The 16,025-nt window shown below is 60.5% G+C and carries 5 protein-coding genes; 3 read left to right on the top strand and 2 right to left on the bottom strand.

Going from position 1 to position 16,025, the window contains the following annotated elements:
* Position 1: 1 nt before the first annotated feature.
* Entirely contained in the window at positions 2–4,621 is a 4,620-nt protein-coding gene (locus tag J2857_RS00890) for a MupA/Atu3671 family FMN-dependent luciferase-like monooxygenase (protein WP_245362969.1), read from the bottom strand.
* 305 nt (positions 4,622–4,926) lie between these two features.
* Between J2857_RS00890 and J2857_RS00895 the strand changes: the two genes are divergently transcribed.
* The 3 genes from J2857_RS00895 (at position 4,927) to J2857_RS00905 (ending at position 14,276) form a co-directional block, all read left to right on the top strand.
* Positions 4,927–11,475, top strand: a complete 6,549-nt coding sequence (locus J2857_RS00895; protein ID WP_245362970.1) for a type I polyketide synthase — start codon at positions 4,927–4,929, stop codon at positions 11,473–11,475.
* Between the two features lie 125 nt (positions 11,476–11,600).
* The gene (locus J2857_RS00900) at positions 11,601–13,064 is read left to right on the top strand and encodes an oligosaccharide flippase family protein (RefSeq protein WP_306872243.1); all 1,464 of its coding nucleotides are present in this window, start codon (positions 11,601–11,603) and stop codon (positions 13,062–13,064) included.
* Between the two features lie 426 nt (positions 13,065–13,490).
* Entirely contained in the window at positions 13,491–14,276 is a 786-nt protein-coding gene (locus J2857_RS00905; protein ID WP_210008120.1) for a LuxR C-terminal-related transcriptional regulator, read from the top strand.
* Positions 14,277–14,689: 413 nt separating this feature from the next.
* Here the strand turns inward: J2857_RS00905 and J2857_RS00910 are convergent, their stop codons facing one another.
* Entirely contained in the window at positions 14,690–15,802 is a 1,113-nt protein-coding gene (locus tag J2857_RS00910) for a hypothetical protein (protein ID WP_210008121.1), read from the bottom strand.
* Positions 15,803–16,025: the final 223 nt, after the last annotated feature.

Consider the following 16,025-nt stretch of genomic DNA (forward strand, 5'->3'; position numbering starts at 1 on the left):
GCTAGACCTTGGTCTCCACGTGGACCAGCGTCGGGCGCCGTTCCATCGCGTTGCGGCGCAATGCGGCCCGCTCGGACGCCCGGCTCAACTGTATATCGGCTTTCCCCTTGCCGGAGATATGGTCGGCCAGGAGAGCGACCGTCGGGAAACGGAAGAGGTCGGTGATCGTCAGGTCCGGCGCCAGCTTCGCTTTCATCTCGCGATGGACTTGGACCGCCAGGAGCGAATGCCCGCCAAGAGCGAAGAAGTTGTCGAATATGCCGACCTTCTCAAGCCCAAGTGCGCGACCGAACACCTCGCTGATATCCCGCTGCAGAGTGTTGGACGGTTCGATGAACGTGGCTGGCGGGGCCTGGACCTTTTCCGTCGGGGCCGGCAGCTTGTTGCGGTCCACCTTGGCGTTCGGGGTCAGGGGGAAGGCTTCCATCGTCACGAAATGCGAGGGTATCATCGCATCGGGCAGCGCCTCGGCGATATAGGCCCGTAGTTCCTGCTCGTTGAGGGGAGTACCGGCTGTGCGAATGTAGGCAACGAGGCGCACGTCGCCGGGGCTGTCCTTACGGGCGACCACGACCGCCTCGCGGATGCCGGCGAACGTGCCGATCCGGGCTTCGATCTCGCCGAGCTCGATGCGATGGCCGCGTATCTTCACCTGATGATCGGTGCGGCCAAGGAAATGCAGGACGCCGTTCCGGTCGAAGCGGGCAAGGTCGCCCGTCCGATAGATCCGGCCCTCCATGAACGGATTGGGCAGGAAGCGTTCGCGCGTCAGCTGTTCGCGGTTGTGATATCCGCGGGCAACGCCGTCGCCGCCGATATAAAGCTCGCCGACATCGCCGGGCGGAACCGGGTTATAGGCGTTGTCGAGCACATAGAGCTGGGTGTTGGCGATCGGATGGCCGATCGGTACGACGCCCGTCGATGGTCCGGCCGTGAATGTCGAAGACCAGATCGTCGTTTCCGTCGGGCCGTACATGTTTTCGATCGTCGCATCGGTGACGGTTCGCAAGGCGGCGAGAAGCGAGCCCTGCAGCGCCTCGCCGCCGAGGAAGAGATGGCGGACATCACTTAAGGCGGCGCGGTCCTCGTCGATCATCATGAACATGCGCGCCATCGAGGGCGTACATTGCAGATGAGTGACCCGATGTTTGCGGATCTCTTCCGCAAAACCGTCGCCGACCTCGTCGCTCACGGGATTCCTGCTCGTCTTGACGACTTCGGCCAATAAGGGAAGCCTTTCCAGGACGATATTGTCGGCCAGGCCGAAATCGATGAGGCAGGCGATGTCGTCGACGCCGGCCGCCTTGACCTGATCCAGCCTTTCCAGCGCATCTTCGGGTGTACCGAACAGGCCGCTGTCCTCGAAATAACGCAGGAAGGCGAATTCCAGGATGGCATCCATCTCCTCGGGTGCCAGCGACTGGAGGTCGATATCCATCGGCTGGGCGATGCCCTGCGGCTTCTTGAATGCCGGAAATGCCCAGGCATACTGCTTGATGAGGGCGGCCGCGCTGCGCAGGTATTCCTTCATCGGGCCGCGCGCCAGATCCCGCACCTCGTCGCGATCTTCACCGAGGAGGGTGTGGAGCATCAGCGTGACTTTATAATCCGCCGGATCGCGGCCGGTCTCGGTCAGCGTCTGCCGGTAGATGCGGATCTTTTCCGCAAGCTCGTCAACCGACTGGCCGAGCAGGTGGGTCAGCACGTTGGCACCGAGCCGGGCCGCTTCCCGGTAGCTTTCCGGATTGCCGGCAGTGGTAAGCCAGACCGGGAGTTCCTTCTGGACCGGACGCGGCTGGGTCACGACCCCGACCGTGCCGGTGCCGAAATCGAAATCGACGCTCTCGCCGCGCCACAATTTGCGGACGACCTCGATATCGCGGGTCAGGCTCGCCTTGTTCTTCGGCGGCGCGTTTTCGGGCCGCAGGACGAAATCCTCGGGCATCCAGCCGGAGGCGAAGGCAAGTGCAACTCGCCCGTTGCTGAGATTGTCGATGACCGCCCATTCCTCGGCGACGCGCGCGGGATGATGAAGCGGCAGAACGCAGCTGCCGGCCCGGATCGAAAGGTTCCTGGTGACAGCCGCGACTGCGGCACCGGTGACCGCGGGGTTCGGATAAGGGCCGCCGAACGCGTGGAAATGGCGCTCCGGCGTCCAGACGGAATCGAAGCCGTTGGCATCGGCAAATTTGGCGCCTTCGATCAGCAGCCGATATTTGTCCGGCCCGGATCCGCCGTCATTGCCCCAGTAGAAGAGTCCGAAATCGAGATTCGTACCTCTTCCAGCGGAAGACGCGCCCTTTGCCTTGGCTTCGATGACTTCGGAGGAGTGGACAACGACCTTGAAGCCGCTGGCAAGTGTCCAGAAGAGTTCCAGAACGGAGATATCGAAAGAGAGGCTGGTGACGGCCAGCCAGACGTTGCGACGGTCCGTGTTGCGCGGCACCCGTTCGTCCATGCCGGCGAAAAAATTCACGACGTTGCGATGCTCCAGCATCACGCCTTTCGGCAGGCCGGTAGAGCCGGACGTATAGATGACGTAGGCGAGATTGCTCGAGGCGACGGCGGTTGCCGGACGATCCGCGATTGCCTGGTTTTTCAGGATATCCTCGACACACAGGAAATTGCTGCCATGAAGCGTCTCGGATTTCGCAAGGCGCCGCTCGGTCAGAACCAGCTTGGCGCCGCTGTCCTTGATCATGAATGCCAGGCGATCGGCCGGAAAATGCGGGTCGAGCGGAATATAGGCGCCGCCTGCCTTCATGATAGCAAGCGCACCGACCACCAGATCAAGCGAACGCGGAAGATAAAGGCCGACGGTGACGTCCGGGCCGACGCCCTGGGCCACCAGCGCTTGCGCGATGCGGTTGGCCCGTTCGTCCATCTCGCGATAGGAAAGGGAACGGCCGTGGAATGCCAGAGCTTCGGCATCCGGCGTCCTATCGACCTGCCGTTCGATAAGCTGATGGACACAGGCGGCATGGTCGTATTCGCGCTCCGTCCGGTTCCAGTCGAAGAGGACCATGTTCCTGTCGGCATTCGACATCAAAGGCAGGTCCTGCAGCAACGTCGCGCGGTCCTCGAACGCCGAGGCGAGGACCGCAAATGCCGTCGCGAGGTCCTGCGCCTGCCGCTCGTCGATGCGTGTCCGATCATAGAGCAGATCGGCTCTGGTCTCGCCGAGCCGGAAGGTCAGGGCGCAGCCCTCGATCTCGTCTGCGAGCGCCGGATTGGAGATGTCTGCGACGCCGATCGTCAGCTCCAGCGCTGCGAGGCCGGGATAACGGTCGACAAGATCGCGGCAATAACCCTTACGTTCGTCCAGCACCTTCAGCGAGCGATCGACATTCCCGAGCAGGTCCTCGACCGAGGCTTGCACCGTGGAGTCGATCCGCAGCGGGATGGATGTGGCGAAATAGCCGGGATGGCGGGCACCGAGGTCAATCAGCCTGTCGTTCGTGTAGGCGAGGTCGAATACCGACTGGCCGGAAACGCGGATCAGGAAGGCTGCCGTCAATGCGACCCGCTCCTGCCGCGAAAGCTGCCCGGAAAAGGCCAGAGGAATGATGCGGATATCACGGGCCTGGCCGGCTTCCGATGCTTTTATGCAGGGAAGGGCGATATCGGTACCGGCTTCGAGTGCGCGGCGGAAGAAGCTCTCATGCGGTGCAAGAGCGGCAACCGCTTCCGACAGCGCGATCCTGCTCGCCTCGCTCGAAAGCGGCAGCCGATCGCCCGGACGTAGTACAGAAGAGAGCGTGATCTGCCTGGCGCCATCCTTGCGGGCGGCCTCGAGCAGAACCGGCATATCCGCGGTGCCGATCGTCGCACCATGGGCTCCGACGGACAGGACCAGACCGGGTTCCCCGTTCAGTTCGCCGTCAAGGATGCGAAGGTTCCTGACGGTGAAGACGTCGTTGCCGAAACGGACCTTGGGCGTTGCTAGCGGATTGAGATAGGTGGGGCCAAAATCCAGGCCGCGCACCAGACGGGAAAGCTCGCCTGCCGGGGCGGTGAAATCGAGCGCGCCGGCGGCCGAAGGACGCTTGAGCTGTCCGTAATAGGTGCGGGTTGCGAAATCCTGCCGGCGCGGGTTCAGAGTGCCGCGCTCGATATCGCCGAGCATCTCGGAGAAAGTCGCGATCCCGGCTTCGAAGCATTTCGTGTTCAGCGTCAGGGCGGTCTCGTCCGCGCTGATCTCGAAATGCTGCTGCACGTAGATATCGCCTTCGTCGATCCCTTCGGTCATCGCGTGCCAGGTGATCCCGTGTCGGTCATGGCCTTCGAGGATCGCCCAGGCGGGTGTATTGAGGCCTGCCATGTCCGGCAGCAGGCCGTCATGGAAATTGGCGGCGCCGATGCGCGCATGCCGCCAGACCGCATCGGGGACCATTTTCAGGTTGGCGATGCTGAACAGCCAGTCGTAGTCGTATTGGGTCAGCTGGGCGGCGTAATCGCCTTCCTGCGTTATGACGGGAACGCCCTGGGACTGGGCCCAGTTTCTGACCGATCCGTTCGAGGTCGCTATGGCCTCGATCCTATGTCCGCGCCCCCGCAGAATTTCAGCGCATTGAACCAGCAATAAACCGCCACCGATCAAAACACACTTCAATTCGCCCATAAAGCTTGTCCCCACTCGTTGCTGTTCCAGGCACTCCGATAGAAACGGGGTGCCGTCTAAAACTCAACATGCGCCGGACCAGCCATGCGGATGATCGCGCCTAAGCCTGAATTGCGGGCTGTACCCGCCTTTCCCCCATACGGATGATGACGGCTTCCAAAGGAGTAATTGCGATTGCGTCTTGGCTGGCAGCACATTGAGGCTGCGGGTTTGCGCTCGTGGATTTCAGCGGGAAGCGGAACGAGGCTCGTGGCATCATTGGGGTGATGTCATCAGGTTGGCCTCCGTGGATTAGGGCGGTGTCGATGCTTGAGGGGTCAAACCAGGTCTGTGCCAGCGATATTGCAATCGTCGGCATGGCTTTGAGAGTGCCGGGTGCACGCAATGTTTCGGAATTCTGGCAGAACCTGCGAAACGGCGTAGAGTCGGTCCGGACGTTTTCGCCGGAGGATCTGATCGCTGAAGGCGAAGACCCCGAGCGGATCCATCATCCCAACTATGTTCCTCGCGGCGCCGACCTTCCCGACATGGAAATGTTCGACGCGGAGTTCTTCGGCCTGAACCCGAAGGAAGCGGCGATCATGGATCCCCAGCACCGCCATTTCCTGGAATGCGCCTGGGAAGCCATGGAGGACGCCGGCCGGACGCCGAACAATCAGCCTGGCCCGGTCGGTATTTTCGCCGGCTGCGGCATGGGCAGCTATTTCTATTTCAACGTCTGCAGCAATCGCAACTTGATCGACCAGGTAGGAATGTTCCTGTTGCGCCATACGGGCAACGACAAGGATTTTCTGGCGACGCGAGCCTCGTTCACGTTCGACCTGCGCGGCCCGAGCGTCAATGTGCAGACCGCCTGCTCCACGTCGCTTGTGGCGGTGCATTATGCGTGCCAGAGCCTGATCTCCGGCGAATGCGACATGGCGCTTGCCGGCGGGGTGACGATCGAGTTTCCGCATCGCCGCGGATATACTTTCCAGGAAGGCGAGATCCTTTCGCCGGACGGGCACTGCCGGCCTTTCGATCATCGTGCCGCGGGGACCATTTTCGGCAGCGGCGTCGGGGTGGTCGTGCTTCGCCGGCTTTCGGATGCTCTGCGCGACGGCGATGTAATCCATGCCGTGATCAAGGGCACGGCCGTCAACAACGACGGCAGCAGCAAGGCCGGCTATCTGGCGCCGAGCGTCAGTGGGCAGGCGGAGGCGGTTCTGGAGGCTCAAGGGCTTGCAGGCGTCGATGCCGATACCATCCAATATGTCGAGTGCCACGGCACCGGCACGTTCCTCGGCGATCCGATCGAGATCGAGGCACTGACGGCGGCCTTCAGGCAGAGCACCGACCGGACCGGCTTCTGCCATGTCGGATCGGTCAAATCGAATATCGGCCATCTCGACACAGCGGCCGGCGTCGTCGGTCTCATCAAGGCGACGCTGGCCGTAAACGAGGGCGAGATTCCGCCGACGCTCGGCTTCGAACGCCCCAACCCCTCGATCGATTTCGAGAAGAGCCCGTTCCGGGTCAACAACAAGCTGGTGAAGTGGCCGCATGCGCCAGGCCCCCGCCGGGCCGCCGTCAACTCGCTCGGCGTCGGCGGCACCAATGCGCATGCGATCATCGAGCAGGCGCCGACCCGTTACGTGGCCGACGCGGCCGGGGCCGATACGGAGGTCGGCGTCGATTCCGATCCCATGCTACTGTTTCTTTCGGCCCGTCAGCGCAAGACGATCGATCAGGCCGCCGAGCGGCTCGGCTCGGCGATGTCCGCTCAGCCCGGCCTTTCGCTCGATGACGTCAGCTATACGCTGCAGCACGGCCGCAAACATTTCGACCACCGCATGGTGGTCGCCGTCCGTGGCCGGGAGGACGCCATCGCGGTCCTTGCGAACCCCGGTAGCCGCGGTTTCGTTCATCAGCCCGTGCCGAACAATTCCGGCGCCATATTCCTCTTTCCGGGCGGCGGTGCTCAATATGTCGGCATGGCCAAGCGGCTCTACGAGGAGGATCCGACATTCCGGCGGACCGTCGAAGAGGGGCTTTCCCATCTGCCTATCGACGCAGCGAATGAGATTCGCACGGTGTGGCTCGGCGAGAACTCCGCAACGGCTGCGAAAACATTCCTTCGCCCCTCGCTTCAACTTCCCGCCATTCTGATCACCGAGGTGGGGTTGTCCCGCCTGTGGATGGATTGGGGTGTGAAACCGAAGGCGCTGATCGGTCACTCCATGGGCGAGAACGCCGCGGCCTGTGTCGCCGGCGTGATGTCCTTCAAGGACGCCGTCAACCTGGTGCATCTGCGGGGCAAGCTGTTCGAGACTATTCGGCCTAGCGGCATGATGAGCGTACCGCTCGATCACGCCCGGCTTTCCGAACTCCTGCCGCCATCGCTCGACATCGCTTCGGTCAATGCGCCATCGCTTTGCGTCGTGTCAGGCCTCAACGAGGATCTCGACCGCTTCCGGGAATTTCTGGCGGGGCAGGGCATCGACGCGACGCGCGTGCCGATCGACATCGCCGCGCATTCGCGGCTGGTCACGCCCATTCTCAAAGCCTTCGAGGCTTTTCTGCGCGGTATTACTCTTCGGGCGCCGGCCATTCCGATCCTGTCGAATCGTACGGGCCTGCCGCTGAGCGCGGAAGAGGCGACCGATCCGATGTACTGGGTCGATCATCTTCGCTCGACCGTTTATTTCGCGAACGGCATGGCAGCGCTGTCGGCGGAGCCGGGGCGCATCTATATCGAAGTAGGTCCCGGGCGGGTTCTGTCGTCGCTGACAAAGGCACAAGGGTCGATCCCGGCAAACCAGGTGATCAACAGCTTGCCGCATCCCGACGAGGCCGGCGACGATCGGCTCCATTTCCTCTCCGCCGTGGGGCGGGCCTGGGCGACCGGGCTCGAGGTCGATATCGACCGCCTATGGCAAGGCTGCTCGCCGCGCCGGGTCAGGCTGCCGGCCTATCCGTTCCAGCACAAGCGCTTTTTCATAGACCGCGCCGGAGCGAATGAGAGAGGCAAAAGCACCGAGCCCGTCCTTTCGAAGGAACCCGATATCGCGCGCTGGGGCTATCGCCCCTCCTGGAAGCAGACGCTAGCCGATTACGAACTGGGCGCCGAGAAGGAGGCCCAATCCTGGCTCTTTTTCCTCGACGAGGCGGGGGTCGGCCAGAAGCTGGTCGAAACGCTGAGGACGGCAGGCCACCGCGTCGTCACGGTGTCCCTGGGCGACGCTTTCATTCGTCGCAGCGCCGAGGACTATATGCTCTGCCCGGAACTGGGCCGCGCCGGATATGATGCCCTCATTGCCGGACTTGCCGGTGATGGCGGCCTGCCGTCGCGTATCGTGCATATGTGGCTTCTGACCCAGGGGGAAACCTTCCGGCCCGGCTCGAACTTCTTCCATCGAAACCAGGAATGCGGTTTCGACAGCATGTTGCACCTCGCCCAGGCCCTGGGGGACGCAGCCAGCGTTCCGGAAATACACTTCACTGTCATCACCAACGGCATGCAGCAGGTTTTGGGCGAGCCGCTGCCCTATCCCGAAAAGGCGACCGTCCTGGGGCCAAGCCTGGTCCTGCCGAAGGAGATGGCTGGCTCAACGGTTAGGGTGATCGATATCGACCTGCCGCCCAAGGCCGACCGGCAGGGCAAACGTTTCGCCTTCGCCGGTTTGGCGGGGAGGGCAGAGAAGAAGGAGGCCACCGACCCGGCGTTGATCGAGCAGCTCTGGGAAGATCTGCATGCCAAGCCGGGATCCGAAATCGTTGCCCTGCGCAAAGGGCGGCGCTGGTCGCAGGTTCATCAGCGGCTGCCATTGAAAGACGTATCATCCGATCAGGCGACACTGCGCGAGGGCGGCGTCTACTTCTTCTCCGGCGGCTTGAGCGACGTCGCTTTGGCGCTTGCCGACGAGCTCGCCGGCCGGTTCCGGGCGCGGATCGTGCTAGTCGGCCGCACCGTTGTGCCGCCGAGGGAAAACTGGGAATTCTACGATCGCACCCACGGCCATGACGTCGTTCGGCGGGCGATTTCGGCAATCCGGAGGCTTGAGGAGAAGGGGTCGGAAGTTCTTTATCTGGTCGGTGATGTCGGCAATCCGGAGCAGATGAGCCAGGCGGTCGAGACGTCGCTCTCCCGGTTCGGGCAAATCAACGGTGTCTTCCATGCGGCCGGCACGGTTGATGACGGCCTGATGCAGACCAAGACGCGCGACAGCCTCGACAGGGTCCTGACCCCGAAAGTGCTCGGCACCACCGTGCTGGATGCGGCATTCGAAAACGTGGCACTCGATTTCTTCCTGATGTTCTCCTCCACCAGCACCGATGTGGTGCGGGCAGGGCAGGTCGACTATGTCGCCGCGAACGCCTATCTCAACGCCTTCGCGCAGAGCCGTACCCATCGCGCCGACCGCGCCACCGTGGCGCTGCATTGGGGCGTCTGGAATGAAGTCGGTCTTGCGGCCCGGGCGCTTGGCAGGTCTGAAGGTGGCGGGTGGATCAAGCCGGTTGCCGGGCCGGCTGGCGGTCCGTTCTTCCAGCACTGGAAAGAGGATGAGACAGGGTTGCCCTGGCTTGAGGCGCTGGTCAGCGCCGAGACGGAATGGATGCTCGACGAGCATCGGCTGCTTTCCGGCCAGGCGGTCATGCCGGGCACCGGCTATCTGGAGTTGATTGCACAGGCGTCTCGGGAATACGGACTTCCGTTCGAAGCGGAAGTGGCGGACCTCGTATTCCTGAGACCGCTTGCATTCAACGACGGAGAGAAGAAGGCTGTTCGAGTGCGGTTGGAGCCGGCGGCGGAACATTTCCGCGTCGTGGTTCTGGCAGGCCCGGCTGACGGTGAGGATGCGTTGTTCGTCAAGCACGCCGAAGCCGTCCTCAAGCCGCATCCGCAACAGAGGCGCGCGACGATCGACATCGCCGCTGTCGCGTCTCAATGCGATGAGACACAGGTCTCCGGAGGCGGCAGCACGCTTCGCGCGGTTCAGGAGAAGCATATCCGCTTTGGCCCCCGCTGGGCCGTCCTGCGCTCCATGGCGATGGGAGGCGGCAAGGCCATTGCGGGATTGAAACTGGACCCGATCTTTGCCGATGATCTAGCGAAAGGCGTCCTGCTGCATCCGGGTCTGCTCGACATCGCGACCGGCTTTGCCATGCAGCTTGCCAAGGACTACGACGCCGAGACCTCGCTTTGGGCGCCGGCAACCTATGGCCGGGTGGCCCTTCACATGCCCCTGCCGGCCGAGATCGTCAGTGTCGTAGAACTCGCCGACAGCAGCGATTTCGGCGAGGGTTATGCGGCCTTCGACGTGACGATCACCGATCTTCACGGCAATATCGTCTTCGAAGCCGAAAAATTCGTCATGCGCAGGCTGGAGAACGATCTTGCGCTCGGTCTCGCATCCCAAGCGGATGCGCCGGCTGCCGTCAAAGCGAAGCCGGCCGCGCTTTCTCCGGCGATGTTGAAGCTCGGTACCCAGGTGCGCAACGGTATCCTGCCGGCGGAGGGTTTCTCGGCTCTGCAACGCGCGCTCGGCACATCCGAACCTCAGCCGATCATCAGTTCGATCGATCTCGAAACCCTGCGCGAATGGATTGCCGCCTCTGCCGAAACCGCGACGCCGTCGGGCGACAATTTCGAGCGGCCGGACCTCGAAAGCGAGTTCGTCGAGCCGCGCAATCCGATCGAGGAGACGCTGGCCGGCTATTGGCGGGAGCTCCTCGGCATCGCCAAGGTCGGCATCCACGACAGTTTCTTCGACATGGGCGGACATTCGCTGATCGCGGTTCGCCTGTTCCGGATGATCAAGAAACAATATGCGCTCGACCTGCCGATATCGACGCTGTTCGAGGCGCCGACCATTGCCCAATGCGCCGAGCGGATTGCCGCGGAAGTGCCGGATGCAGGTGAGGCCGCGGGACCCGAGCTCACGGCGCGTCTGCCGACGACGGCAAAGCCGGTCCATCTGGTCCTGATGAACCCCGGTAGGAATGCAAAGGCAACCCCGCTGTTCATCTGTGCCGGCATGTTCGGCAATGTCCTGAACCTTCGCCATCTGGCAATGACCATGGGTGCTGACAGGCCCGTCTACGGATTGCAGGCCCGCGGACTTTACGGCGACCACGAGCCGCACGCGACGTTCGAAGAGATGGCGGCCGACTACATCGCCGAAATCCGGACGGTGCAGCCCAACGGACCCTATCTTCTCGCCGGCTATTCAGGTGGCGGCATAACCGCCTTTGAAATGGCCCAGCAGCTTCAAGATGCGGGAGAAGAGGTTTCCCAGGTGATCATGCTGGACACGCCCATGCCGCGGCAGCCGGGGCTGGGTTTGCGTGACCGTATCAGCATGAAGTTGCAGGATATACGCCGGCATAAGATGGGATTTGTCGGCACGTATCTGAGGGATCGCCGTGCCTATCATGAGCAACAGCGGGCCAAGCTTGAGTTGGAGCATCAAGGTGAATCGCCGGAGTATTTCAACAATGTCCGGATAGAGATGGCGTTCAGGAGAGCGTTGCTCAGGTATGATGTCAGATCTTATTCCGGGAGCGTCACGTTGTTTCGTCCCAAGCCCGATATATTTTATAGCCTTGGTGGCGGCCGTCACCTGAAGCAGAACCGCGATGTATTGCTGCCGGACAATGGGTGGGCCGGGCACGTGCCGCAATTGCGAGTGTCGGAAGTGCCGGGAGACCACGACAGCATGGTGCTCGATCCGTATGTTCGTGTGCTCTCCGAGCACATGCGTGCTGTCCTTGCAGCCTCCGCCGTCTCGGCTGCGCTCCCTCGGAAAGCCGATGTGGAGGCCAAAGTTCAAAGCGGGGCACCGCCCCGGGAACAGGTCGCCGAGATTGCTTAGTCAATGGACGATGGCCGGATCCTGAAAATACCGATTTCGCAAATTGCCATGACGCGCTCAGGGCACGCCGTTTGTGTGCTTTCGCCAGCGAACTGGAAGTCTTCCTAAAGAACGAGGAGTATTCTGTGAGTGAAGCAATCATTCCCTCGGATTGGAAGCAGGTTTCTTCCCCACACGCCAGGGAGCGGTTGCCTCTGGACTCTTCACCTGTGACGGTTCAGCCACCGAAACGGCGTCTTCGCACTACCATTATTCAGGCCGCGGGTTGGTCGATGATGGGTTATCTTCTCTCGCAGCTAATACGCATCGGAAGTAATCTGGTGCTGACAAGGCTGCTGATTCCGGAAATGTTCGGCATTATGGCGGTCGCCACCATGATCCAGGTGTCGGTCGCCATGCTGTCTGATCTCGGGCTCAGGCCCGCAGCCATACAGAGCCAATTTGGCGACGACCAATCCTATCTCGATACCGCGTGGACGCTGCAAATCATCCACGGCTGCTTGATCTGGTTTGCCTGCGTCCTGATAGCGATCGGGATCGGGCGTGCCGCCGAGTATGGCCTGTTTCCGGCCGGATCGGTCTACACGGTCACGTCGCTGCCAGCCATCATCATGGGAATGTCTTTCTGTACTGTGATTATGGGGCTGCAATCCACTAAATTGATCTCTGCGTTTCGGCACCTCGATCTTGGGCGCGTAACTTTAATTGAGATAGTGGCTCAGGTTGTGAATTTGGCGGTGGCGATATCGCTTGCCTGGTACACCGGCTCGATTTGGTCGTTCGTCGCATCGACACTTTTAGCCGCATTGACGACCACCATTCTCACTCACATATGGTTGCCGGGTCAGCATAACAGCCTCTACTGGGAAGCTGCGGCGATAAAGGACCTTATTCGATTTGGCCGCTGGATCATGCTGTCGTCGATCCTTACGATGATAGCAGCCAATGGAGACCGCATCTTTCTCGCCGGATGGACCAGCCCCCTCATGCTTGGCTTCTATAGCCTGGCCTTCAATCTCATTTCGATGCTGGAAGGTGCCGGTGGCAGGCTATTTTCAAACGTGGCGATGCCAGCCTTAGGCGGGATCGCAAGGGAACGCCCGGAGCAGCTCGGCTCCATGTTCTGGAAAATGCGATTGCCGCTGGATCTTGCCTTCATCGGAAGTGCGGGCGCAATCTATTCGAGCGGTGCGGCAATCATCGAAGCGCTCTATGATGATCGCTATCGGGATGCCGCTCCAATTATCCAGATATTGTCGTTCAGCCTTCTCATCATGCGCTTCGGTCCGCTATCTGCGATTTATCTTGCCGTTAACGAACCGCGTAATCAAACCGTCATGAATTTCATTCGCGCGGTTTCAAGCTTTATATGTCTACCCCTTGGTTATTACCTGTTCGGGTTCGAAGGTGCGGTATGGGCGGCCGCGCTTTACGGGCTGCCGGTATTTCCGGCAATTCTGTATTTTAATCACCGTCACGGCCTCAACAATTTCCTCTATGAAGCGGGCGTGTTGTTGGCTTGGCCCGCGGGCTATTTGGCGGGAAGCCTTGCAACGGGCATTCTCGACAATGCTGGCCCGCTGTTTTAGCCAGGAGCCGCCCGAAACCTCCGGTTTCGCTATTTTTGATATGTCGGCCTGCAGAATTGTCACGCCGGAGTTGCCGGATGTCAGTGGCTTCCGCTCCGCAGTGATCGTTGTCCCGAAACGCAACTTTTTGCATCGCAACAGGTCAAGTGTCCGAGAGTTCAGGGGTGAGGTCGGGATTGAGCTTTATGGGAGCATTTTGACGCGCACGTTAACTATAAGCAGATATCCAATTCCTTATCGGAACTTAGCTCGCGGCTTTGATAAATATTTTTATCTAGCTGCTTACTTGCGGATAGACTAAATTACGTATCTGCTGTATATTGGCGTTAATAAAAGGTTGAAAGGTGTAGAGACAGTCTGTTGGCGTACTTATAGTTGCGGTTCCTGAAGGGGACAATCATCCTAGACTTCAGGTAAGGGGGTAAGATGAGTTCCACACCAAGCGGCTACAGCCGTTCTCCTGCTGTGGCAGAATCCTTTCGCATTATAAATGATATCCCAAAGCTCGCTGAAAGAGATGATCGAGGCAGTGAGGGAGTAAACCACGATGGATGCCTTGTGATCATCGACGCGAGAGCGCTTGATCGAGAATGCCTTGCCAAAGCCCTTATCGGGCGTGGCCTCGAGATGGATGTCTGCGCTGTCGGCTCCATCGACGAATGGAAGTTGGAAAAAGATCTCTATCCGCCTGTCCAGGCTGTTCTGTTCAATATAGGCAGCCGAAAGGCCGACGATCCCGCACTTGCGACTGACATCTCGAAATTGACGGCCGAGTTCAAGTCGCCGCCGATCATCGTGCTCTCCGACTCCGACGATCTCGCACAGGTCGTGAAAATGTTGGAATATGGGGCTCGAGGTTTCATTCCCTCCTGCGTCGGCATCGGCGTCTGCGTGGAAGCGATCAGCCTGGCCGTTGCCGGCGGGATTTTCGTTCCGGCAAGCAGCGTCCTCTCCATGCGCCACCTGGTCAGCGCTGCGACATCGGCGGCGGAGCACCGGCCACTCTCGGGAATGTTCACCCTGCGCCAGGAAGCGGTGGTCGAAGCTCTTCGCAAGGGCAAGGCCAACAAGATCATCGCCTACGAGCTCAATCTGCGGGAAAGCACGGTCAAGGTCCATATCCGCAACATCATGAAGAAGCTGAAAGCGACAAACCGTACCGAGGTCGCCTACAAACTCAATGACCTCTTCCCATACGGAGCGGCTAACTAGCCGTTCGTCGGTCGGTTGGCGGGCCGACCCGAGATATCACGGCTGCGAAGTCGAGCCTTCGCAGCTGCGTGAAGGGATACGATAGAAAACCACGTCAGCGCTGACAGGGGCGTTGCCGCGGCAATGCCTCCCGGTGCGACGAACTCCCGACATGGATGTTCGTCAGGCTGACGATCGTGCATATGCCATCGCATTTGGCAAAAGACATGAGAACGGCGCAGCGCGCAGGTTCTGAAACATTGATAATTTATCTGTTCATCTCCCATCTGACAGTCGAGTGACACCGGAAGGGGGGCCGGTGGGCCGCGACTGTGAGATCGATCCTTCGTGTCCGGCAAATCAGATTCGATCATCAAGCTCGGACAGACATTCCGATTGCGGGGATGTGCCGATTGTGGGGACGGGCGACGGCGCTAAGGCATCGGCTTTGGCAGAGCCTTCCAATTCGGGTCCGGCCAGATGAAGGGGTTGTCCCCGGGGTTCGGATGGGTTTCGGCAAAATAGCTCTGGCAGCGACCTACCTCGTTCGGTTCCCCGACATGCACCCAAAAGCTCCGGCAGACTTTTTCGACGATGACCCGCCGGCATTCTGCCATGCTCGGCGGGTGCGAGCTTTCCTGCTTCAGAAAATCGCGGGTTACCGTCCATGCAATCTTCTGCAACTGCCCGGCAAGATCCCGCGGCACGGTCGGCGGTGCTGCGGCGCCCTCGGGCGACTGGCGATAGATCGAGGCATAGTGGACCGCGGCTACAAAATAGATGCCCATATCGGTCAGATGGACCTCGTCGCGGAATATCCGATCGAGCTTTTCCCTGGGGCTTCCGGCCAGGCCGACAACCTCTCCATCAAGTGCCTTTTTCACCAACTCCACGAGAGCCGTTCCGGCAGGCACGACGAAGAGATTGGCCGGGCGCTTTTCGGCCTGCAGTGTCAGCTTCACTTTCTCCGCTACGCATTGCCATGCGACCGATGCATTCGTCTCGTGTTCCAGCCAGGGCGACGGATTATCCTTGTCCACGCCAAGCCAGGTGTGGACATAAAGGGTCCGGCCCTTCGGGTTGCCGTCGAGAAGGCGGTCGTGAAAGTGGCGCAGATAGGCAATCGCGTTTTCCCACACGATCATGTTTAGCAAATGGTGGTTTTCCGCTGCGACGAGGGTGTCGTAAGGGCGCCCCGTAGTGATGCGTCGCGGGCGGAGCAGTTCCTCGACGACATCCATCTGATCGCCATTGCGGTTCTTCCCGTACCTATATCCGGCCCAGCTCAAATCCTGGTCGTTGTCACCCCGCGTCCTATACCGCAGCGGGGATCCAATGACGATCTGCTGCTCCCAGGCAATATTTTTGCCACGGCTTTTAGCGATCATCTCGACCCAGTTGGGCAGGGGATTATCGATCAGGCTATGTCCGGTGAAAAAGATCTGCGCCGAGTTTGGTGGGGCATCGCCTGGTCTGATTTCCTGTGAAGACGCCACGTCTGACAATAGCCACGCCAAAGACAAGATGATGGTACGCATCGCTGTCATAAGAATTCCATCCTTATTGAGCGCGAGAGCAATTTTGGCAGACGAAGAAATACGACCTGGGAGAATAAACGCCGGAGATCCTGTCCAGCATCATGTACAAAAGGCGTAGCCCTTCGCGTCTCGGGGATATGGACCTGCCGAACGCATTGGCTATCTCACCCGTTGGCTCCTGACCAGATGACAGGGGTTTATCGGGAAGTCGGGAAAATTTTATTAAAATTAT

It is taken from the genome of Neorhizobium galegae, from assembly GCF_017877055.1.
GTDB classification, from domain to species: domain Bacteria; phylum Pseudomonadota; class Alphaproteobacteria; order Rhizobiales; family Rhizobiaceae; genus Neorhizobium; species Neorhizobium galegae_D.